The sequence below is a fragment of the Ancylobacter novellus DSM 506 genome (genome assembly GCF_000092925.1).
Lineage (GTDB): Bacteria > Pseudomonadota > Alphaproteobacteria > Rhizobiales > Xanthobacteraceae > Ancylobacter > Ancylobacter novellus.
In genome coordinates this window covers 4164592-4184646 of record NC_014217.1, presented here as the reverse complement: position 1 = coordinate 4184646, position 20055 = coordinate 4164592, and the positions used below count along the sequence as shown (strand labels likewise).

The 20055-nt window shown below is 69.1% G+C and carries 22 protein-coding genes; 10 read left to right on the top strand and 12 right to left on the bottom strand.

Annotated features, from left to right (window positions below; translation table 11 throughout):
- Positions 1–187: 187 nt before the first annotated feature.
- A complete protein-coding gene (locus SNOV_RS19655; RefSeq protein WP_013168719.1) occupies positions 188–1426 on the bottom strand; it encodes an MFS transporter in 1239 nt (412 codons plus the stop codon).
- Between the two features lie 376 nt (positions 1427–1802).
- On the opposite strand from SNOV_RS19655, the gene SNOV_RS19650 reads away from it, so the two are divergent.
- Entirely contained in the window at positions 1803–2480 is a 678-nt protein-coding gene (locus SNOV_RS19650) for a L,D-transpeptidase (protein ID WP_013168718.1), read from the top strand.
- Between the two features lie 311 nt (positions 2481–2791).
- Here the strand turns inward: SNOV_RS19650 and SNOV_RS19645 are convergent, their stop codons facing one another.
- The 5 genes from SNOV_RS19645 to ygfZ form a co-directional block, all read right to left on the bottom strand.
- On the bottom strand, positions 2792–3301 hold the full coding sequence (locus tag SNOV_RS19645; protein ID WP_013168717.1) for a c-type cytochrome: 510 nt from the start codon (positions 3299–3301) through the stop codon (positions 2792–2794).
- Between the two features lie 197 nt (positions 3302–3498).
- Positions 3499–4005, bottom strand: a complete 507-nt coding sequence (locus SNOV_RS19640) for a tyrosine phosphatase family protein (protein ID WP_013168716.1) — start codon at positions 4003–4005, stop codon at positions 3499–3501.
- Positions 4002–4673 carry a YfbR-like 5'-deoxynucleotidase gene (locus SNOV_RS19635; protein ID WP_013168715.1) on the bottom strand — a complete coding sequence of 224 codons (672 nt, stop codon included), beginning with the start codon at positions 4671–4673 and terminating at the stop codon, positions 4002–4004. The genes SNOV_RS19640 and SNOV_RS19635 overlap by 4 nt, the downstream gene beginning before the upstream one ends.
- Entirely contained in the window at positions 4670–5254 is a 585-nt protein-coding gene (locus SNOV_RS19630; RefSeq protein ID WP_013168714.1) for a DNA-3-methyladenine glycosylase I, read from the bottom strand. The genes SNOV_RS19635 and SNOV_RS19630 overlap by 4 nt, the downstream gene beginning before the upstream one ends.
- Entirely contained in the window at positions 5251–6099 is an 849-nt protein-coding gene (gene ygfZ / locus SNOV_RS19625) for a CAF17-like 4Fe-4S cluster assembly/insertion protein YgfZ (RefSeq protein ID WP_013168713.1), read from the bottom strand. Before ygfZ ends, SNOV_RS19630 begins: the two co-directional genes overlap by 4 nt.
- Before the next feature lie 244 nt (positions 6100–6343).
- Between ygfZ and SNOV_RS19620 the strand changes: the two genes are divergently transcribed.
- The gene (locus SNOV_RS19620) at positions 6344–6760 is read left to right on the top strand and encodes an Ohr family peroxiredoxin (protein WP_013168712.1); all 417 of its coding nucleotides are present in this window, start codon (positions 6344–6346) and stop codon (positions 6758–6760) included.
- A 139-nt stretch (positions 6761–6899) separates the two neighbouring features.
- Here SNOV_RS19620 and SNOV_RS19615 read toward each other — a convergent pair whose 3' ends face one another.
- The 3 genes from SNOV_RS19615 to SNOV_RS19605 form a co-directional block, all read right to left on the bottom strand.
- Positions 6900–7481 (bottom strand): GNAT family N-acetyltransferase, encoded by a 582-nt coding sequence (locus SNOV_RS19615; RefSeq protein WP_013168711.1) that lies wholly within the window; start codon positions 7479–7481, stop codon positions 6900–6902.
- Between the two features lie 75 nt (positions 7482–7556).
- Positions 7557–8687, bottom strand: a complete 1131-nt coding sequence (locus SNOV_RS19610) for a type III PLP-dependent enzyme (RefSeq protein WP_013168710.1) — start codon at positions 8685–8687, stop codon at positions 7557–7559.
- Positions 8688–9396: 709 nt separating this feature from the next.
- Entirely contained in the window at positions 9397–9636 is a 240-nt protein-coding gene (locus tag SNOV_RS19605; RefSeq protein WP_013168709.1) for a hypothetical protein, read from the bottom strand.
- Between the two features lie 131 nt (positions 9637–9767).
- On the opposite strand from SNOV_RS19605, the gene SNOV_RS19600 reads away from it, so the two are divergent.
- From SNOV_RS19600 to lhpI, 8 genes are all read left to right on the top strand, one after another.
- Positions 9768–11336 (top strand): gamma-glutamyltransferase family protein, encoded by a 1569-nt coding sequence (locus SNOV_RS19600; protein WP_210160665.1) that lies wholly within the window; start codon positions 9768–9770, stop codon positions 11334–11336.
- 55 nt (positions 11337–11391) lie between these two features.
- Positions 11392–12531 (top strand): alpha-D-ribose 1-methylphosphonate 5-triphosphate diphosphatase, encoded by a 1140-nt coding sequence (locus SNOV_RS19595; RefSeq protein WP_013168707.1) that lies wholly within the window; start codon positions 11392–11394, stop codon positions 12529–12531.
- Entirely contained in the window at positions 12531–13253 is a 723-nt protein-coding gene (locus tag SNOV_RS19590) for a DUF1045 domain-containing protein (RefSeq protein ID WP_013168706.1), read from the top strand. Before SNOV_RS19595 ends, SNOV_RS19590 begins: the two co-directional genes overlap by 1 nt.
- A gap of 2 nt (positions 13254–13255) precedes the next feature.
- A complete protein-coding gene (locus SNOV_RS19585; protein WP_013168705.1) occupies positions 13256–13873 on the top strand; it encodes a DapH/DapD/GlmU-related protein in 618 nt (205 codons plus the stop codon).
- 225 nt (positions 13874–14098) lie between these two features.
- Positions 14099–15073, top strand: coding sequence for a signal peptide peptidase SppA (gene sppA / locus SNOV_RS19580; RefSeq protein WP_013168704.1), 975 nt, complete (start codon positions 14099–14101; stop codon positions 15071–15073).
- A gap of 84 nt (positions 15074–15157) precedes the next feature.
- Entirely contained in the window at positions 15158–15451 is a 294-nt protein-coding gene (gene ihfB / locus SNOV_RS19575) for an integration host factor subunit beta (protein ID WP_013168703.1), read from the top strand.
- A gap of 19 nt (positions 15452–15470) precedes the next feature.
- On the top strand, positions 15471–15851 hold the full coding sequence (locus tag SNOV_RS19570; RefSeq protein WP_013168702.1) for a lipopolysaccharide assembly protein LapA domain-containing protein: 381 nt from the start codon (positions 15471–15473) through the stop codon (positions 15849–15851).
- Between the two features lie 14 nt (positions 15852–15865).
- Positions 15866–16825 carry a bifunctional Delta(1)-pyrroline-2-carboxylate/Delta(1)-piperideine-2-carboxylate reductase gene (gene lhpI, locus SNOV_RS19565; RefSeq protein ID WP_013168701.1) on the top strand — a complete coding sequence of 320 codons (960 nt, stop codon included), beginning with the start codon at positions 15866–15868 and terminating at the stop codon, positions 16823–16825.
- A gap of 3 nt (positions 16826–16828) precedes the next feature.
- Here lhpI and cysW read toward each other — a convergent pair whose 3' ends face one another.
- From cysW to cysP, 3 genes are all read right to left on the bottom strand, one after another.
- Complete coding sequence (gene cysW, locus SNOV_RS19560; protein ID WP_013168700.1) at positions 16829–17716, bottom strand: sulfate ABC transporter permease subunit CysW; 888 nt, start codon at positions 17714–17716, stop codon at positions 16829–16831.
- 3 nt (positions 17717–17719) lie between these two features.
- Positions 17720–18541 (bottom strand): sulfate ABC transporter permease subunit CysT, encoded by an 822-nt coding sequence (cysT, locus tag SNOV_RS19555; protein WP_013168699.1) that lies wholly within the window; start codon positions 18539–18541, stop codon positions 17720–17722.
- Between the two features lie 247 nt (positions 18542–18788).
- Positions 18789–19829 (bottom strand): thiosulfate ABC transporter substrate-binding protein CysP, encoded by a 1041-nt coding sequence (gene cysP, locus SNOV_RS19550; protein WP_187291079.1) that lies wholly within the window; start codon positions 19827–19829, stop codon positions 18789–18791.
- Positions 19830–20055 lie beyond the last annotated feature (226 nt).

Here is a 20055-nt window from a genome sequence, read left to right as displayed (position 1 = left end):
CGGGGTCCATCGCTGGGAACGGGTTACGATGCGCTGCGAAAGCCCTGTCTTGTCAAGGCAGAGCGGCATGCCGGCCCCTCACCGCAAGGCACGCGACTTCCGCACTGTGGCATCGGCGCAACGCCTCCGGCACCACAGCACCATGATGAAGGACGATGGTTAATGTCGCGCAAACGCGCGGGCCGATTCAGGCCCGCGCCGGCTCGCCTCGTTCCACCGGCCGCTCGACGATCGGCAGGTTGATGGCGGCGGAGGCGAAGCTGAGCGCCACCGCCAGCCACCAGACGAAGTCGTAGGAGCCGAGCTGCTCATAGAGCACGCCGCCGAGCCACACGCCGAGGAAGCCGCCGACCTGGTGGCTGAAGAAGGCGAAGCCGTAGAGCATGGCAAGGTAGCGCGTGCCGAACATCAGCATCACCAGCCCGGAGGTCGGCGGCACGGTGGAGAGCCACAGCAGCCCCAGCACGATGCCGAAGCCGATGGAGGTGACGGGCGAGGCCGGCAGCAGCACGAAGGCGGCGATGGCGATGCCGCGGCCGAAATAGATCGCCGACAGCAGATAGCGCCGCGACATGCGACTCGACAGCCAGCCCGAGCTGAGCGAGCCGACCATGTTGGCGAGGCCGATCACCGCCAGCGTCCAGCCACCTATGGTCAGCGACAGGCCGCGGTCGGTGAGATAGGCCGGCAGATGGGTGGTGACGAAGGCGAGCTGGAAGCCGCAGGTGAAGAAGCCGAGCACCAAATAGATGTAGCTGGGGTGGCGGAACGCCTCGCCCAGCGCGCCGCCGATCGACTGCTGGGGCTCATGCGCCTTCACCGTCGGCTTCGGCGTCGCCAGCGCCAGCGCGAAGGGCATGACCAGCAGCATGGCGGCGCCGAACACGATCAGCGTCTGGTGCCAGCCGATGGTGGTGTTCAATCCCGCGGCGAGCGGCGGGAACAGGAACTGGCCGAAGGAGCCCGCAGCCGTGCCGGCGCCGAAGGAGATCGGCCGCCACTTCTCCGGCAGCATCTTGCCGAAGGCGGCGAGCACGATGTTGAAGGAACAGCCCGACAGGCCGAAGCCGATCATGACGCCGGCGGAGAGGTGCAGCATGCCGGGCGTGGCCGAGAAGGCCATCAACACGAGGCCGAGCGCATAGAGCACCGCACCGGCCCACAGCACCCGGACGACGCCGAAGCGGTCGGCGATGGCGCCGGCGAAGGGCGTGCCGACGCCCCAGAGCAGGTTCTGAATGGCGATGGCGAGGCCGAAAGTGTCACGGCCCCAGCCATATTCGCCGGTCATCGGAAGGAGGAAGATGCCGGAGGAAGCGCGCGGCCCGAAGGTCAGCATGGCGATCATGCAGCCGCACAGCACCACGAGCAGCGGGGCGCGGGCGGCAAGGCTGGGGCGCGGAGCGGGGCTCGTGGCGGCAGACATGGACGGACCTCGGGCAATTGGAGCAGGCAGGCGCGGTCGATTAGGAAGCACACGCGGACCGCGGCGCCACCCGATAAGGTGCCCCGGCGGCGGCGGTCACGCCGCGGCGGCATACCGCATCGCTATGTGAAATTAGCCTTCGCGACTGCATGTAGAGAAACAAATTATTTTCAGTATGAGCATCAGGAATACTGATGGAAAGTGCCGCAGCGGAAGATGCAGCGTCGCCCGGCAACCCCTTGGCAGGTGAGGCGTTTGCGCCACAGCAGGGGGCGAATGCAACCCATAACGCCACCGTGAACCTCCCGGTACGGAGCAAATCGGCGCCCCGCGCTTATAGGTGAGGCCTGCTGTCCCTTTCACTGTTGTGCGAACCATGCTCCTCGACCGTCGTCTGTTCCTTCTCGCCGCCCCCGTCGCCCTCGCCGGCTGCGCCAGCAACCCGAATGCGGGTGGCATGCGCGTGCTGCCGGCCTCCATGGACCCGCAATATCTCAGCATGTACGGGGCGATCACCGACGAGCCGTTCCCGGTGCCGGCGGTGGATCTGTCGAAGGTGGATCCGCGCTTCCTGCGCCAGGAGGTGGCCTACCAGACCCGCTACCCGGCCGGCACCATCGTCGTCGATCCGAACGAGCGCCACGCCTATCTGGTGCTCGGCAACGGGCGAGCGCTGCGCTACGGCGTTGGCGTCGGCAAGGAGGAAGGCTTCAACTTCCGCGGCGAGGGCATCATCGCCCGCAAGGCGAGTTGGCCGCGCTGGACGCCGACCCCGAACATGATCGCGCGCGAGCCCGAGCGTTATGGCCCCTATGCCAACGGCATGGCCGGCGGCCTGGACAACCCGCTGGGGCCGCGCGCGCTCTACATCTACAAGGACGGTCAGGACACGCTGTACCGCCTGCACGGCACCACCGAGCCCTGGACCATCGGCACCATGGTGTCCTCGGGCTGCGTGCGCTTCATGAACCAGGACATCATCGACCTGTTCCGCCGCGCGCCGACCGGCACCCGCGTCGTCGTCCTGCCGGCCCGCGGCACGCCGGTGAGCTGAGCTTTCGTCGACTCGCTCCCACGACGACGTCATCCCGGAACGGCCGCGAGGCCGTATCCGGGATCGTCCAAGAAGTCGTTATTACCGGGATGCCTGGATGCCCGTCATGGCCGGGCTTGGCCCGGCCATCCACGATTTCGGTAGGACCCGGCGCACCGGCAGGTCGTGGATCCCCGGGCCGAGCCCGGGGATGACGGTCCTTGCATGGGATTGGCGCATCCCATCTACGTCGCGCTCTCAGGAAGAGATCGTCACGCGATCCCGGCCCTCCGCCTTCGGCTCCGGCCGGGATGACGGCTTGCGTGACGTCCCTACGGCATGGCCACCGTCAGATACGGTCCCGACGGCTTCTCCGAGGGGCCGGTCATCGCCGGCACCTGGTTCGACACCGGCGGTAGGCTCTTCAGATAGGCGGCCAGCGCCGAGGCGTCGGCGTCGGTCAGCGCGCCGTAATGCTTGTAGGGCATGACCGGCGCCAGCACCCGCCCGTCCGGACGCGTGCCGGTGCGGATGGCGGCGATGATCTCCTTCTCGCTCCAACTGCCGAGCCCGGTCGCCTTGTCCGGCGTCAGGTTCGGCGGGAAGAACACGCCGAGGCCGGGGATCTGGAAGCCGACCTCCGAGCCGGCGAAAGGACGGCTGGCGTCCGGCTTGCCGAAGAACACGCCCGGCGTATGGCAGCCGCCGCAATCCATGATGGTGGCGAGATATTCGCCGCGCTTCACGCGGGCGTCCTTCGGCTTGGTGCTCTGCGCCTCAGCCCCCGCCGTCAGGCCAAGCAAAAGCGCGGCCGCCACGGCGACCTTCATCGTCCTATTCATGATAACGCTCCCCAATCAGCGCGGCCCGTTCCGCGCCTTCTCAAATCGACTCCCCGGCCCGGCCGGCTCCCGCAGCCGGCCTGTCGGTCGCTCGCGCGGCGCGCCATGCGCGGCACACCTCATGCGAGCGTCGCATGATGCACGCACGCGCGGCGGCCCGCCAGAGCGGTCATGGCTTCAGCTGATGGGAATCCGGGTTACGCCAGGCTGAGCTCGAAGGGCTCGTTCTCGAAGGCGTCGGCGCCGCGGCCGATGGCGGCGATGGCGGCGACCATGCGGCCGTTCCGGCCGAGCGCCGCGTCGGCGAGCGAGACGATCAGCGCGTTCGGCGTCGCCACCGGCGAGGCGGCGCGCAAGGCCAGGGCGATCTCCGCCTCGTCGCGCTCGGGCGCCAGCGCGCAGGCGGCGATATAGGCCGAGGCGGTGGAGCGGCTGATGCCGGCATAGCAATGCACCACCAGCGGCGCCGAGCGCGGCCAGCGGCGGGCGAAGCCGAGAATGGCGTCGACATGCTCGGCGGCCGGGTGGATCAGCCCCTCCTGCGGGGCGACGATGTCGTTCATGCCGACGAAGAGATGGTTCTCCTCGCTGATCCCGGTCGGCCGCACCACCGGCGTGCCGAGATTGATCACGCTGAGGATATGCGCCGCCCTGGTGCGGACGACGGTCTCTTCGAGGCGGGACAGCGGGCAGACATGGATCATGATGCGTTTCCGGCGGCAGTCGCAGCCGCGGGCTTTCCCGCGGCATCGGCCGGCGCGGCGGCCAGTTCGTGGAAGCGGGCGAGAAAGCGCGCCTTCGCCTCCTCGGCGCTCCAGGGGGTCAGGTACTCCCGCTCCGCCGCCATGTCGAGCGGGAAGGGCGTGCCGAAGAAGCGCCTGGCCTCGGCAAGCTCGAAGCCGGCGAGGCGCGTCGCCTCGAGGAAGGCGCTGGCACGGTCGGCGGATTTCACCAGCTTCACCAGCGTTGCCGGCCAATGCGCCGGCAAGCCGAAGCGCAGGCTCACCGCCATGAGCAGGCGCGCCTCTACGGCCTTGTAGTCGCCGCCCAGCACCGCCTTGAACGGGCTGATCATGTCGCCCACCACATATTCCGGCGCGTCGTGCAGCAGCGTGGCGAGCCGCCAGCGGCGGTCGAGATCGGCGCCGCGCGTGGTCGCCTGGCGGCGGGCGATCAGCTCCACCAGCACCGAATGCTGCGCCACCGAGAAGATGTGCCCGCCCTGGGTCTGGCCGTTCCAGCGCGCGACGCGGGCGAGGCCGTGGGCGATGTCCTCGATCTCGATGTCGAGCGGCGAGGGATTGATGAGGTCGAGCCGGCGCCCGGACAGCATGCGCTGCCACGCGCGGGCGTCCTTCGCACGGAAGGTCATATGGCGACACCGTGCCGGTGACAGGTGACGGCATGGTCGTTCACCATGCCGACCGCCTGCATGAAGGCGTAGACGATGGTCGGGCCGACGAAGTTGAAGCCGCGCGACTTCAGCTCCTTCGACATGGCCTGCGCCACCGGCGAGGTGACGATGGGCGGATCGCCCTCGCGGCGCCTGTTGTCCAGCACCGGGCCGTTGATGTCCCAGAGCAGCTTCGAGAAGCCCGGCCCGCGTTCCATGATGTCGAGATAAGACTGCGCCGAGCGCACGGTCGAGACGATCTTGGAGCGGTTGCGGATGATGCCGGCATCCTGCATCAGCGCCTCGACCTTTTCGGGCGAGTACCGAGCGATGATCTCCGGCTCGAACCCATCGAACGCCGCGCGGAAACCGTCGCGCTTGCGCAATATCGTGATCCAGGCGAGGCCGGCCTGGAAGCCGTCGAGGATCAGCTTCTCGAACAGCGCCCGGTCATCATATTCGGGCACGCCCCATTCGGTGTCGTGATAGGCGACATAGAGCGGATCGGTGCCGCACCAGGCGCAGCGTGTAACGCCGTCGGGATGATGATGCACGTTCACGCCAGGCTCTCCGTGCCGGGGACGGGGAAATTCACCCAGTCCGGCCGCTCGGGCACCAGCGCGGCGCCGTCGGCCTCGATGACATGGCGCGCCGCGCGCGCCTCCTCCAGCCGGTCGAGGCGGACGAGGCCGAGCGCCCGGCCCTCGACGCCCGAGCCGAGCCGGCCGATCGACTTGCCGCCGGCAAGGATCGGCGTGCCCTCGGCGGGCGAGGGGCCGCACAGGGCGAAGGGGATGATGCGGGTGCGCGCCGTGCCCCGGTGCTGCATGCGGCTGACGATCTCCTGGCCGACATAGCAGCCCTTGTCGAAATCGATGCCGCCGAGCTGGTCCATGTCCGCCTCGTGCGGGAAGGCGTCGCCATAGAGGAAGTCCATGCCGCCTTCCGGCACGCCGAGGGCGATGCGGTGGGCGTGCCACTGCGCCTCCGGCACCATGGCGATCTGCGAAGCTTCGCCCGCCGGCAGCAGAAAGCGGCGGCCGAGCTCGGGCAGGCGCGGATCGTCATAGGCGAAGGCATCGACCAGCGGGCTCGACCCGCCCCAGGCGACAGCAACGACGAGGTCGTCGAGCACGCCGATCTCCACCTTGGCCCGCAGCCGGTAGAGCTGCAGGCGCTTGACGAGGTCGGGCACCGCGAGGCGCGGCACGTCGAGCCGGAAGCCGCCCTCGGTGGCGACGACGATCATGTCGGCGACGATCTTGCCCTGCGGGGTGAGCAACGCCGAATAGCGCGCCTCCCCCGGCTCGGGCGTGCGGGCGGTGAGCAGATTGTCGAGGAAATGCGCGGCGTCGGCCCCGGCAATGCGGGCGACGGCGCGCTCCTTGAGGATCGCGATGGGCATCGGGCGCGTTCCGAATATGTGAGCCCGCAATGCGGGCGAGTTGCCCCGAGAGGTAAGCCCTGCGCCGGCTTCGGGCAAGGGAAAACGAAACGAAGCAAGAACATTGCCCGTTGCGCGGAGTTGCGCGTGCGCAGGGGAAACGCGGCGGCGCCCCTCCGGTTGCCCGCTCCCGCCGTCGCACCATCTTAGCAGGCGGCCCCCAGCCTTACGCCTGTCTCAGGGCACAACCTCCAAGGAGAGCTCCATGTCCGGCACCGTCCTCTTCACCGGCACCGCCACCGCCATTGGCGGGCGCAACGGCCACTCGCAGACCAGCGACGGCTCGGTCTCCGTCGACCTCGCCATGCCGAAGAACGGCGTGCTGGAGCCGGGCAAGACCACGCCCGAGCACCTGTTCGCCACCGGCTACGCCGCCTGCTTCGGCTCGGCGGTGGAGGCGGTCGGCCACCAGAAGAAGCTCGATGTCACCGGTGCCGCTGTCACCGTGGCAGTGTCACTGGTGAAGGGCGACGACGGCTTCAGCCTCGCCGCCAAGCTCTCGCTCAAGGCGCCGGCGCTCACCCAGCAGGAGACCAAAGAGGTGCTGGAGGCGGCGCACCAGATGTGCCCCTACTCCAAGGCGACGCGCGGGAATATCCCGGTGGAATTGAGCGTGGGGTGAGGCGGCTCATCGCACGCACTACGTCGTCCCCGGGCTTGGCCCGGGGATCCACGACTTCTTTCCAGTCCAAAGACGTGGATGGCCGGGACAAGCCCGGCCATGACGTCGTTTCAGCGGAACGGATGATCGGAAGAACCGCTCACGCCGAGCGCTTCATCTCCGGCGCGGCGCGGGTGACGAGCTCGTCGAGGCTCGGCAGGGCCTCCATCTCGCCGGTCGGGCTGACGAGGCCGCGGGCGCCTTCGAGCGCACCGGGGACCAGCTCCAGCCCGAGGAAGCGATTGCGGTCGAACGAACCCGGCAGCCACAGGCCCTCGGTCAGCGCGACGTCGAAGCCGAAGCGCGCGTAATAGGGCGCGTCGCCGACCAGCATGATCGCGCCATGGCCGCGCAGCGCCGCCTCGTTGATGGCGGTCGACATCATCGCCCCGCCCAGCCCGCGGTCGCGGAACCAGGGATGCACGGCCAGCGGGCCGAGCAGCAGCGCGGGACGGCCGGGGCCGGCCGCGACGTGCCACAGGCGCAGCGTGGCGATCACGCGCCCGTCCGGGCCGTGCGCGGCGAAGGCGAGGCCCTCGGCCGGCTTGCGGCCTTCGCGCAGGCGCTCGCTCGTCTTGGCGAGCCGGGCGGCGCGGCCGAAGGAAAGGTCGAGCAGCGCCTCGCGCTGGGCGATGTCGGCGTCGGTCTCGAGGGAGATGACCGGGGCGGCAGTGGCGAGCATGACGGCCTCCAAAACCCGGCGTGACCGGGAAAAAGAGGTGAAGGGGAATTGTGAGGGTCCGGGGGGTCGCCCCGCTCAGATCACGTAGGATCGGAGCGGTTCGAAGCCGTTGAACGCCACCGCCGAATAGGTGGTGGTGTAGGCACCGGTGGCCTCGATCAGCACCTTGTCACCGATGGCGAGCGACACCGGCAGCATCACCGGGGTCTTCTCGTACATCACGTCGGCCGAATCGCAGGTCGGGCCGGCGAGCACGCAGGGCTCCATCGCGTCGCCGTCATGCGGCGTCACGAGCGGATAGCGGATCGCCTCCTCCATCGTCTCGGCGAGGCCGCCGAACTTGCCGATGTCGAGATAGACCCAGCGCATGTCGTCATCCGCCGCCTTCTTCGAGATCAGCACCACCTCGGCCTCGATCAGGCCGGCCGCGCCGACCATGCCGCGGCCCGGCTCGATGATGGTCTGCGGGATGGCGTTGCCGAAGTGCCGGGACAGGGCGCGGAAGATCGCCTCGCCATAGGCCTCGGCGGCCGGGACGTCCTGCAGGTACTTGGCCGGGAAGCCGCCGCCGAGATTGACCAGCGACAGCGAGAAGCCGCGCTCCATGCACTCGCGGAAGATCTGCGACGCGGAAGCGAGCGCCGAATCCCAGGCCTCGACGTTCTTCTGCTGCGAGCCGACATGGAAGGAGACGCCATAGGCCTCCAGGCCCAGCCGGTGCGCGTGCTCGAGCACGTCGACCGCCATCTCCGGCACGCAGCCGAACTTGCGCGACAGCGGCCATTCGGCGCCGGCGCCGTCGCACAGGATGCGGCAGAACACCTTGGCGCCGGCGGCGACGCGGGCGATCTTCTCGACCTCGGCCTCGCAGTCGACGGCGAACAGGCGCACGCCGAGCTCGAAGGCGCGCGCGACGTCGCGCTCCTTCTTGATGGTGTTGCCGAAGGAGATGCGGTCGGGCGTGGCGCCGGCCGCGAGCGCCATCAGGATCTCGTTGACCGAGGCGCAGTCGAAGCAGGAGCCGAGCTCGGCGAGCGCGGAGAGGATCGCCGGATCCGGGTTCGCCTTCACCGCGTAGAAGACGCGGGTGTCCGGCAGCGCCCGGGCGAAGGCGGCATAGTTGGAGCGCACCACGTCGAGATCGACGACGACGCAGGGACCATCCTCGCGTCGGTTGCGCAGGAATTCGCGAATACGGTCGGTCATGGCAATTCCCCAAAGACCCGAAGCTTCGACCCGTGGATGTGAACACCCGCCCGCGGCGCGACTGTGCCGCGTCCATGGCGAGAATGCGCATCCGTTCGCCGGCCGCACGGCAATTGCCGAAAGGCCGGATAATGGTGAGCCGTGGCAGCGATGCGATCGCTCAGCGCATGTGGAGAGCGCCAGCGTCCGATCGATGCCTTCGCTTGGTTTGGGAGAACCCGAACCGCACGCCCGGCAAGAAGTAGTGCCTCTTCAGTTTCCCGACCTTTGGAGGGTCGACAGAGACCAAAAAAGCCCGCTACGTCGTTGCTTCAAGTCACGTTCCCCGCTGAGAGCGAGGTGCGCCGGTTTCGCCTCCGGCTACCGATCTTCCCGGCGGTACTCCGGCCTCTTGTCCGGAACTCCGCCGATCGGCACGCGACCACAGGCACGTGCGAAATTGGGCGAGACGCGATGTATGGATTTATGCCGTCATATGCAAGCGGGTTTTGCGAGAATTATCGCATACGCCCGAAATATCCGCGTGCTTAGAGATCAGGCGGTATTGCGAGGATGGACAACCCGCTCTGGCGGCTGTCCTTTTGTCGTCATCCCGGCCGAGCGAAGCGAGAGCCGGGATCGCGTGCCGCCTCTTCCTGGAGGCGATCCCGGATCGGCCTTCGGCCGTCCGGGATGACGTTTAACGAGAGAAGAGGAGCCGATTCGCCCCTCACCCCTCGACGAAGGGCTCGACAGACTTGGCCTTCATCACGAAACGATAGATGCCGTAGAGCGCCAGCAGGCCGAAGGCGCCCTCGAAGGCGAGCTCCCACATCCAGTTGGCATCGAACAGCGCCGCGATCGCCCAGCCGGCCGCCAGCCCCGCGCCGATCAGCTCGGCGCCGAGCAGGATGGCGGCGCTCAGCACCGTGCTGACATGGTCCCAGCGAATGCGTCGGCCCGTGGTCATACGTCTCTTCCGTCTTATTAGGCGGCGCGCAAACTGCTATGCCCGGCCGCGCGGGTCAAGCTGCCCGCCCGTCGGCGGAGATGAAGTTGGTCTACGACAGGGTTCACGAGAGCGCGCGCGCCGGCTCCGGCATGGTCGCGACCCCGCACTGGCAGGCGACGGAGGCCGGCCGCGCCGTGCTGGAGGAAGGCGGCAATGCGGTGGAGGCGGCGCTGGCCGCGGCGGCCGCCATCGCCGTGGTCTATCCGCACATGACACAGATGGGCGGCGACGGCTTCTGGCTGATCCGCGATCCCGCCGGCAAGGTCAGCTATATCGAGGCGGCCGGCTATGCCGGGGCTAGGGCAACCATCCCGTTCTACCGCGACCGCGGCCATGACGTGATCCCGCCGCGCGGCCCGCTCGCCGCGCTCACCGTGCCCGGCCAGGTCGGCGGCTGGATGCTGGCGCAGGAGGCGGCGAAATCCTTCGGCGGGCGCCTGCCGCTGCGCCGTCTGCTGGAGCCGGCCATCCACCATGCCCGCGCGGGCGTCACCGTTACCCGTTCGCAGCACGGCCTCACCGCCGAGAAGCTCGCCGAGCTGAAGGACGTGCCCGGCTTCGCCGCCACCTTCCTGGAGCCGGACGGCAAGGTCCCGGCGGTGGGCGCGGTGCAGCGTTACGGGCGGCTCGCCGACACGCTGGAGCAGCTCGCCGGCGCCGGGCTCGACGATTATTACCGCGGCGATGTCGGCCGCGAGATCGCCGCCGATCTGGAGCGCGCCGGCTGCCCGGTGACACGCGCCGACCTCGAGGCCTATCGCGCCGTCACCCGCGCGCCGCTGCGCGTGAAGCTCGCCAATATGGAGCTGTGGTCCTCGCCGCCGCCCACGCAGGGGCTGGCGACGCTGATGATCCTGTCGCTCTTCGACCGGCTCGGTGTGGCACAGCCCGAGGGCTTCGCCCATGTCCACGGGCTGATCGAGGCGACCAAGCGGGCCTTCCTGGTGCGCGACAGGGTGGTGACTGATTTCGACCATCTCACCCACGACCCCGCCGCCTTCCTCACCCCGGCCGCGCTCGCGCGCGAGGCCGCCGCCATCGATCCGCGCCGGGCCCTGCCCTGGCCGCACAAGGCCGGGCGCGGCGACACGATCTGGCTCGGCGCGGCGGACAGGAACGGCGTCAGCGTCTCCTATATCCAGTCGATCTACTGGGAGTTCGGCTCCGGCCTCTTGCTCCCCGCCACCGGCATTCTCATGCAGAATCGCGGCACCTCCTTCTCGCTCGACCCGCGGGCGAAGAATCCGCTGCAGCCGGGCCGCCGTCCCTTCCACACGCTCAATCCCGGCATGGCGGAGCTGCCGGACGGACGCTTCATCGCCTTCGGCTGCATGGGCGGCGAAGGCCAGCCGCAGACCAATGCGGCGGTGATCAGCCGCTACGGCATGTTCGGCGTGCCGCTGGGCGAGGCCATCGCCCGGCCGCGCTGGGTGCTGGGCCGCACCTGGGGCTCGGACAAGGTCAATCTGCGCCTCGAAGGGGCGCTCGACGGCGCGCTGGCGGAGCAGCTCGCAGACGCCGGTCACGATGTCGAGATCATCCCCGAGCCCTACTCCGACATGATGGGCCATGCCGGCGCGGTGATCCTGCATCCCGGCAAGGCCGGGCTGGAGGGCGCGCACGACCCGCGGGCCGACGGCGGCGCGGCGGGGGTGTGACCTACCCCAGGGGAGGTTCATGGAACGGTCACACCAACATGCGAGACGCGCGGCCATGGAAGTGATTCTCACAAATGTCCGCCTCGTCCTCGAAGACCGCGTCGTCGACGGCACGCTGGTCCATGAAGGCGGGCGCATCCGCGCGCTCGACGAGGGCCGCTCGCATGTCGCGAGCGCCATCGACGGCGAGGGCGCCTATCTCGCGCCCGGCCTGATCGACCTGCATACCGACGCGCTGGAAGGCCATTTCGTGCCGCGGCCGAAGGTGATCTGGCCGGATGCGCGCGCCGCCGCGCTCGCCCATGACGGCCAGATGGCCGCCTCCGGCGTCACCACCGTCTACGACGCCATCTGCGCCGGCGGCTTCGACCAGGCCAAGGCGGACCGGCGCGCGCTCTACGAGGTGATGCTCGACGCGGTGGAGCAGGGCTCCGCGCACGGCCTGTTCCGCGTCGACCACCGCATCCATCTGCGCTGCGAACTCACCGACCGGACGCTGCCGGAGCTGGTGGACGCCGCGATGGGCCGGCCGAACCTCTCGCTTGCGTCGCTGATGGACCACACGCCCGGCACGCGGCAGTGGCGCAATGTCGAGCACCTGAAGGTGTACCTGTCCGGCATCGGCAAGGGCGGCGCCGACATCGACGCCGAGGTCGCCGACCGGATCGAGCGTGCCAAGGGCGCGGTCTCCGGCAATTACGACAAGATGGTCGCGCTGTTCTCCTCCTCCGGCATCGTGCTGGCGAGCCATGACGACACCACGCCCGCCCATGTCGACGAGGCGGTGGCGGCTGGCTGCACTATCTCCGAATTCCCGACCACCATCGAGGCCGCCCGCGCGGCCAAGCGGGCGGGGCTCTCGACGATAGGCGGCGCGCCGAACGTGGTGCGCAGCGGCTCGCATTCGGGCGGCGTCTCCATGCGCGGCCTGGCGCAGGAAGGCCTGCTCGACGCCCTCGCCTCCGACTATGTGCCGGCGAGCCTTTTGCAGGCCGCCATCGCCCTGACCCGCACCGCCGGGCTCTCCATCCCCAAGGCGCTGGCGCTGGTCACTTCGGCGCCCGCCCGCCTCGCCCGGCTCGACGACCGCGGCCGGCTGGCCGAGGGGCTGCGCGCCGACCTTGTCCTGTTCGCCCTCGCCGACGACACGCCGGTGGTGCGCGAGGTCTTCCTCGCCGGCCGGCGAGTGTTCTGATGAGCGTCGCCGAGGCGGTGATCGCGAAGCCGGCCGAGCCGCGCTACGCGATCTATTTCGCCCCGCCGGCGCAGAGCCCGCTCTGGCGCTTCGGCTCCTCTGTGGTCGGCTACGACGCCGAGACCGGCGAGGACTGCCCGCCGCCGGCGCTCAGGCGCTTCGACGTGGCGCGCTGGCGCGAGATCACCGCCGAGCCGCGCCGCTACGGCTTCCACGGCACGCTGAAGGCGCCCTTCCGCCTGGCGCCGGGGCGCAGCGAGGCGGAGCTGCGTGCGGTCTGCGCGCGCTTCGCTAATGACCGCGCGCGCTTCGCCTGCGCCGGCGTGAAGCTCGCCGCCATCGGCCGCTTCCTCGCGCTCAGGCCGGCGGCGCCCAGCGCCGCGCTCGACCGGCTGGCCGCCGGCGCGGTCGCGGCCTTCGACGATTTCCGCGCGCCGATGAGCCCGGCCGAGCACGAGAAGCGCCTGCGCGCCCCGCTCACCCCGCGCCAGCAGGATTATCTCTCGCGCTGGGGCTATCCCTACGTGCTCGACGATTTCCGCTTCCACATGACGCTGACCGGCCCGCTGGACGACGAGGAGCGCGCGCTGGCCGAGGCCGAGCTCGGCGAGCATTTCACCGCCAGCGCCGCCGACGGACCGCTCATCATCTCGGAGATCGCACTCTACCGACAGGACGCCGGCCCGTTCCGGCTGATCGCCCGCTTTCCGTTCGGGAGCTGAAATTGGCGAAGAAGCTGGGGCTCGCGCCCACCCTCCACGACACCGCCGAGGTCACCCGCTCGACGCTCGGCCGCTACACCGAGGTCGGCGCCCGCACCAAGCTGCTGGAGGTCGAGCTCGGCGACTATTCCTATGTCGTGAACGATTCCGACATCGCCTATACGCGGATCGGCAAGTTCACCTCGATCGCCGCCATGACCCGGATCAACCCGGGCAACCACCCGATGGGGCGGGCAAGCCAGGCGCATTTCACCTATCGGGCCAGCGCCTATTTCGACGACGCCGAGGACGAGGCGGAATTCTTCGACTGGCGCCGCTCGCACGATGTGACCATCGGCAACGACGTCTGGATCGGCCATGGCGCCGTCATCCTGCCCGGCCGCAGCATCGGCGACGGCGCGGTGGTGGCGGCGGGCGCGGTGGTCACCAAGGACGTGCCTGCTTATGCCATCGTCGCCGGCGTGCCGGCGCGGGTGGTGAAGGAGCGCTTCCCCGCCGAGATCGGCGCCCGCCTCAAGGCGCTCGGCTGGTGGGACTGGGAGCATTCCCGGCTGCGCGCCGCGCTGGAGGATTTCCGCGCGCTGTCGGTGGAAGACTTCCTCGACAAGCACGGCGGGTAGGCGGCCCTCCCTTTCCGCCGTCATCCCCGGTCTTGGGCCGGGCATCCACGACTTCGTCGCGTGGCAGGCAAGGCGTGGATGGCCGGGCCAAGCCCGGCCATGACGTGGCTCTGCTTCTTGTGATGATGACCTTCGCAAGGGTGCGCCGCGACGTCGCCTTTCGTCCCCTTGCGCGCGCCACACTCGGCCTTTACCCCTGAGCGCACGGATGAAGGAGATGCCGCCATGGCCGCCAACGCGATGGATGTCGACGAGCTGCTCGCGCGCCGCCGGCTGCGGCGCAAGCTCGCCTTCTGGCGCGCCTTCACCCTCCTCGTAATCCTGCTCGGCGGCCTCGGCGCCTTCGCCTGGTGGAACGATGGCGGACTGCTGCCGCGCTCCTCGCCGCATGTCGCGCGCGTCGCCATTGGCGGCCTCATCCGCAACGAGCGCGAGCGGCTGGAGATGCTGGAGGACATCGGCAAGTCCGGCGCCAAGGCCGTGATCCTCTCCATCGACAGCCCCGGCGGCACGGTGGTCGGCTCGGCCGCGCTCTATGACGGGCTGCGCCGGCTCGCCGAGAAGAAGCCGATCGTCGCCGTGGTGGACGGCATCGCCGCCTCCGGCGCCTACATCGCCGCGCTCGGCGCCGACCACATCGTCGCACCGCGCAACGCGCTGGTCGGCTCCATCGGCGTCATCTTCCAGTTCCCGAACTTCGCCGAGCTGATGAAGTCGGTCGGCGTCGCCTATGAGGAGATCAAGTCGACCCCGCTGAAGGCGGCGCCGAACATGTTCGACCCGCCGAGCGAAGAGGCCCGCGCCGCCGTGCGCTCCCTCGTCGAGGACAGCTACGACTGGTTCAAGGGTCTCGTCTCCGAGCGGCGCCTGCTGGACGGCGACAAGCTCGCCAGCGCCTCGGACGGGCGGGTCTTCACCGGCCACCAGGCACTGCCGCTGCGGCTCATCGACGAGATCGGCGACGAGCGCACCGCCCGCGACTGGCTGGCCCGCGAGCGCGGCGTCTCCAAGGACCTTCCCGTCCGCGACTGGCATACGAAGCGCGTGGGCGACGAGTTCGGCTGGCTTCGCGGTACTTCGGTACGCCTTATGTCCCTGATCGGGCTGGGGGATCTGGCAAACCTAACTATCGGCGCCGCAAGCGACCTTGCCATGCAGGCGCGCCTTGACGGTCTTCTGGCCCTCTGGCAGGCTCGCTGACGGCTAGACGGGGCCAAGATTTTCCAAAATATGATGTTTTTGGATTTCCGACGAGCCGAACATAAAAAAGGGGCCGGGGCGTCGATGATCAAGTCCGAGCTTGTCCAGCGGATTGCCGAAGCCAATCCGCATCTTTATCAGCGAGACGTCGAGAACATCGTGAACGCGATACTCGACGAGATCGTCACGGCGCTGGCGCGTGGCGACCGGGTGGAACTGCGTGGTTTCGGTGCCTTCTCCGTGAAGTCGCGCCCCGCCCGCACCGGCCGCAATCCGCGCACCGGCGCGCATGTGGCCGTCGACGGCAAGGCCGTGCCCTATTTCAAGACGGGCAAGGAAATGCGCGAACGCCTGAACAACGGCGTCGATCTGGAATGAGCCCGCCGAGAGGTTATTCGTGCTGCTGCGCCGCCTGCTGCTGATCCTTATCGTCCTGCCGATCTCGGTGGGGCTCGTCATGCTCGCCGTGGCCAACCGCCACAGCGTGCAGCTCGTCGCCGACCCGTTCGGCGCCGATCCCGCCTTCACGCTCGACGCGCCGCTGTTCCTGGTGGTGTTCGGCGCGCTGATCGCCGGCGTGGTGCTGGGCGGCGTCGCCGTCTGGCTGAGCCAGGGCCGCTGGCGCCGTGCCGCCCGCCGCTCGGCCCGCGAGGCGCGCAACGCCACTGCGCAGGTCGAGGCGCTGCGGGCCGCCGCGGCTCCGCCCGCGCCGGCGCGTCCCGGCCTGACCTTCGGGCCGGAGCCAAGGGCGCTCGCCGACCGCCGCGACGCGGCCTGAGGATTTCGGCCGACATGAGTGAGCTGCGCTTCGTCTCGGCCGGCGAGATCGCCGGCCTTTTGACCTTCCCCGCCCTGATCGACGCGCTGGAGGCGGCCTTCCGCCGCCGCATCACCGTGCCGGTGCGCCATCATCACGGCATGCCGCGCCCCGACGGCGAGGCGACGCTGCTGCTCATGCCGGCCTGGACGAGCGAGGGCACCGAGGACGACGTGCTCGGCACCAAGCTGGTCACCGTCTTCCCCGGCAATGGCGCGCGCGGGCTCGACAGCGTGAGCGGGCTATACATCCTCAATTCCGGCGCGACGGGCGAACCGCTGGCGGTGATGGACGGGCGCTCGCTCACCGTCTGGCGCACCGCCGCAGCCTCGGCGCTCGCCGCCCGCTATCTGGCGCGCGCGGATGCGAGCCGGCTGGCGGTGATCGGCGCCGGCGCGCTGGCGCCCTATCTCGCCCGCGCCCATGCGAGCGTCAGGCCGATCCGCTCCATCGCCATCTGGAACCGGACGCTGGCCAAGGCCGAGGCGATGGCGGAGGCGCTTCGGGCCGAAGGCTTCGATGCGCGGGCGGAAGCCGACCGCGGCGCGGCCATCGCCGGCGCCGACATCGTCTCCTCGGCGACGCTCTCGCCGCAGCCCCTCGTCGAAGGGCTGTACCTGAACCCCGGCCAGCATGTGGACCTCGTCGGTGGCTTCACGCCGACCATGCGCGAGGCGGATGACGAGGCGATCCGGCGGGCGCGGGTCTATGTCGACACCCGCGCCGGGGCGGGCAAGGAAGCGGGCGACATCGTCGTCCCGCTGTCGACCGGCGTGCTGGCGCCGGACGCCATCCATGGCGACCTGTTCGAACTGACCGCCGGCACCGCCAAGGGACGCGGCAGCGATCAGGAGATCACGCTGTTCAAGTCGGTCGGCACCGCGATCGAGGACCTCGCCGCCGCCGAGCTGGTGTGGAAGGCGCTGAAGAAATAGGCCTCAATGCCCGGCGCGGCCGGCGGTCTTCTCCCGCGCGGCATCGAGCCGCTCGATGATCGTCTTGGCGATCAGCGTCACCAGCGCCACCGCGGTGAGCAGCGTCGCCACCGCAAAAGCCGCGATGGCGTTGTTGTCCTGGTAGAGCAGCTCGATCTGCAGCGGCAGCGTATTGGTCTGGCCGCGTATGTTGCCGGAGACCACCGACACCGCGCCGAACTCGCCCATGACGCGCGCATTGCAGAGTGCCGCACCGTAGAGCAGGGCGAAGCGCACATTGGGCAGGGTGACGAGGCGCAATATGCGCCAGCCGCCGGCGCCGAGCGTCACCGCCGCCTCTTCCTCCTCCGAGCCCTGCGCGATCATCAAGGGGATCAGCTCGCGCGCCACGAAGGGCGCGGTGACGAACAGGCTCGCCAGGATGATCGCCGGCACGGCGAACATGATCTTGATGTCGTGCGCCTCGAGCCAGGGGCCGAACAGGCCCTGCGCGCCATAGACGAAGAGATAGGCGACGCCGGCGATGATCGGCGAGATCGAGAAGGGCAGCTCCACCAGCGCCACCAGCAAATTGCGGCCGGGGAAGCGGAACTTGGCGATGCACCAGGCCGCCGCGATGCCGAAGCCGACATTGATCGGCACCACGATCAGCGCGGTGAACAGCGTCAGGCCGATGGCGTATTGCGTGTCGGGCGCCGCGAAGGAGGCGGCATAGGCCGCAGCGCCGTGGCGGAACGCCTCGGCGAAGATCGCCACCAGTGGCGCCACCAGCACCAGCAGCGTCACCACCAGCACCGCGCCGAGCAGCACGCTGCGCGCCACCGGGCCGTCGCCGACGCGAATGCGCCGCAGCGGGTGCTTCTTCTCCGGGGGAAGCGGCTCACGCGCCATCGCTCAATCTCCCGTCCCGATCCGGCGCTGCTGCCAGAGCTGGATCATGTTGACCGCGAACAGCATGACGAAGGCGAGGCCCAGCAGCGTCGCGGCGATGGCGGCGGCGGCCGGGTAGTCGTATTCCTCGATGCGGATGAAGGTCAGCAGCGACACCACTTCGGTCTTCAAGGGCAAATTGCCGGCGATGAAGATGATGGCGCCGAACTCGCCAAGCGAGCGGGCGAAGCCCAGCGAGGCGCCGGTGAGGAAGGCGGGGAAGATCGCCGGGAAGATCACCCGCAGGAAGATGCGCGTGTCCGAGGCGCCGAGCGTGGCGGCGGCCTCCTCGACGTCAGAAGCGAGATCCTCCAGCACCGGCTGCACCGTGCGCACCACGAAGGGGATGGAGGTGAAGGCCATAGCGACGGCGATGCCGAGCGGCGCATAGGCGACCTGGATGCCGAGGAGGTCGAGCGGCCCGCCGAACCAGCCATTCTTCACGAACAGCGCCGAGAGGGCGAGGCCGGCCACCGCCGTCGGCAGGGCGAAGGGCACATCAACGAGGGCGTCGAGCAGCCTCTTGCCGGGAAACTCGTAGCGCACCAGCACCCAGGCCAGCGCAAGGCCGTAGACCGCGTTGAAGGCCGTGGCGAGCGCCGCGGTCGACAGCGTGACGCGGAAGGCCGAGAGCGTGCGCGCGCCGCTCATTATGGCGAGATAGCGCTCCCAGCCGACATCGACCGCCTGCCACACCAGCGCGCCGAGCGGCAGCAGCACGATCAGGCTGAGATAGAACAGGGTGATGCCGAGCGAGAGCGAAAAGCCCGGTATGACGCGGTTCAACAGACGGGCTCCTCATAAAGGCCATGGCCGGGCTCGTCCCGGCCATGGCGCAATATGCTCGATATGTCCAGCCGCTAACGACGGTTCGTCCATTCTGACCGTCATGGCCGGGCTTGGCCCGGCCATCTACGCCTTCTGCTGAAGCTAAGTCGTGGATGCCCGGCCCAAGGCCGGGCATGACGTCGATCCCGAGGAACGGCCGGGATGACGATCAGGCGCGGGGCCGGGATGTCGGCTTCCGTCAGCCTCACGGCGCGACGAAGAGCTCCTCCAGCTTGCCGCCCGAGGCGAAGTGCGTCTTCTGCACCTTGTCCCAGCCGCCGAACACGTCCTCGACCTTGACCAGCTTCACCGGGGCGAACTTGGCCTTGAACTCCTCGGCGACCTTCGGGTCGACCACGCGGTTGTTGAACTGCGCGGCGATCTTCTGGCCTTCCGGCGAGTAGAGCCAGGTCAGGTAGTCGGTCGCCACCTGCCGCGAGCCGCGCTTGTCGACCACCTTGTCGACCACGGCCACGGGGAACTCGGCCAGCAGGCTGGTCGGCGGCACCACGACCTCGAAACCCTTGTCCTTGTAAGCGTCCTTCACGCCGATGACCTCGGCTTCGAAGGTGATCAGCACGTCGCCCTGCTCGCGCTCGACGAAGGTGGTGGTGGAGCCGCGCCCGCCGGTGTCGAACACCACGACGTTGGACAGCAGCTTCTTGGCGAATGCGTCGGCCTTGGCCTCGTCGCCCTTGAACTTGTCGAGCGCGTAGGCATAGGCCGCGAGATAGGTGTAGCGGGCGTTGCCCGAGGTCTTCGGGTTCGGGAAGACGAGCTTGACGTCGTCACGGACGAGGTCGTCCCAGTCCTTCACGCCCTTCGGGTTGCCCTTGCGCACCAGGAAGGCGGGGAAGGAGTACCAGGGCGACGCCGCGTTCGGCAGGCGGGTCTGCCAGTCCTTGGCGACGAAGCCCTTGTCGACGAGGAAGGTGATGTCGGTGATCTGGTTGAAGGTCACCACGTCGGCCTCGAGGCCCTCGACGATGGAGCGCGCCTGCTTGGAGGTGCCGGCATGGCTCTGGTTGACCTTGAGGTCCTTGCCGGTCTTGGCCTTGTAGGCGGGCTCGAACTGCTTGTTCACCGCGTCGAACAGCTCGCGCGCAATATCGTAGGAGGCGTTGAGGATGGCGTTCGGCGTATCCTGCGCGCGCGCCGGAGCGGAGGCGAGGACGAGCGGCGCCAGCGCGACGGCCAGGGTCGTCGTGAGGATGAGGCGGCGCGAGAGGCGCAAAGAACGCGACATGTGGGCAGTCTCCACGATGCGGCCCGACTCCAGCGCGGCCGCTATATGCATTAATATGACGTGAAATAGATAATTTCACAGATGATCGTGAGTAGCATGTCGATTGTCGTCGCGGAAGGGGTAAATTGAGGGGCGGGCGGCATTGCGATCCCCCGTCCATGCCGCGCTTCCTGCCATCCGATCGTCATGGCCGGGCTTGGCCCGGCCATCCACGCCTTGCCCGGCG

Bases quoted from the DNA above. Each gene is read 5' to 3' on its own strand.
- SNOV_RS19605 (WP_013168709.1), bottom strand. From the start codon at position 9,636: ATGACCACGGGCCGACGCATTCGCTGGGACCATGTCAGCACGGTGCTG.
- SNOV_RS19620 (WP_013168712.1), top strand. From the start codon at position 6,344: ATGTCCGGCACCGTCCTCTTCACCGGCACCGCCACCGCCATTGGCGGG.
- ygfZ (WP_013168713.1), bottom strand. From the start codon at position 6,099: ATGCCCATCGCGATCCTCAAGGAGCGCGCCGTCGCCCGCATTGCCGGG.
- cysP (WP_187291079.1), bottom strand. From the start codon at position 19,829: ATGTCGCGTTCTTTGCGCCTCTCGCGCCGCCTCATCCTCACGACGACC.
- SNOV_RS19600 (WP_210160665.1), top strand. From the start codon at position 9,768: ATGGTCGCGACCCCGCACTGGCAGGCGACGGAGGCCGGCCGCGCCGTG.
- SNOV_RS19650 (WP_013168718.1), top strand. From the start codon at position 1,803: ATGCTCCTCGACCGTCGTCTGTTCCTTCTCGCCGCCCCCGTCGCCCTC.
- SNOV_RS19635 (WP_013168715.1), bottom strand. From the start codon at position 4,673: ATGACCTTCCGTGCGAAGGACGCCCGCGCGTGGCAGCGCATGCTGTCC.
- SNOV_RS19610 (WP_013168710.1), bottom strand. From the start codon at position 8,687: ATGACCGACCGTATTCGCGAATTCCTGCGCAACCGACGCGAGGATGGT.
- ihfB (WP_013168703.1), top strand. From the start codon at position 15,158: ATGATCAAGTCCGAGCTTGTCCAGCGGATTGCCGAAGCCAATCCGCAT.
- SNOV_RS19645 (WP_013168717.1), bottom strand. From the start codon at position 3,301: ATGAATAGGACGATGAAGGTCGCCGTGGCGGCCGCGCTTTTGCTTGGC.
- SNOV_RS19655 (WP_013168719.1), bottom strand. From the start codon at position 1,426: ATGTCTGCCGCCACGAGCCCCGCTCCGCGCCCCAGCCTTGCCGCCCGC.
- sppA (WP_013168704.1), top strand. From the start codon at position 14,099: ATGGCCGCCAACGCGATGGATGTCGACGAGCTGCTCGCGCGCCGCCGG.
- SNOV_RS19615 (WP_013168711.1), bottom strand. From the start codon at position 7,481: ATGCTCGCCACTGCCGCCCCGGTCATCTCCCTCGAGACCGACGCCGAC.
- SNOV_RS19590 (WP_013168706.1), top strand. From the start codon at position 12,531: ATGAGCGTCGCCGAGGCGGTGATCGCGAAGCCGGCCGAGCCGCGCTAC.
- SNOV_RS19595 (WP_013168707.1), top strand. From the start codon at position 11,392: ATGGAAGTGATTCTCACAAATGTCCGCCTCGTCCTCGAAGACCGCGTC.
- cysW (WP_013168700.1), bottom strand. From the start codon at position 17,716: ATGGCGCGTGAGCCGCTTCCCCCGGAGAAGAAGCACCCGCTGCGGCGC.
- lhpI (WP_013168701.1), top strand. From the start codon at position 15,866: ATGAGTGAGCTGCGCTTCGTCTCGGCCGGCGAGATCGCCGGCCTTTTG.
- SNOV_RS19640 (WP_013168716.1), bottom strand. From the start codon at position 4,005: ATGATCCATGTCTGCCCGCTGTCCCGCCTCGAAGAGACCGTCGTCCGC.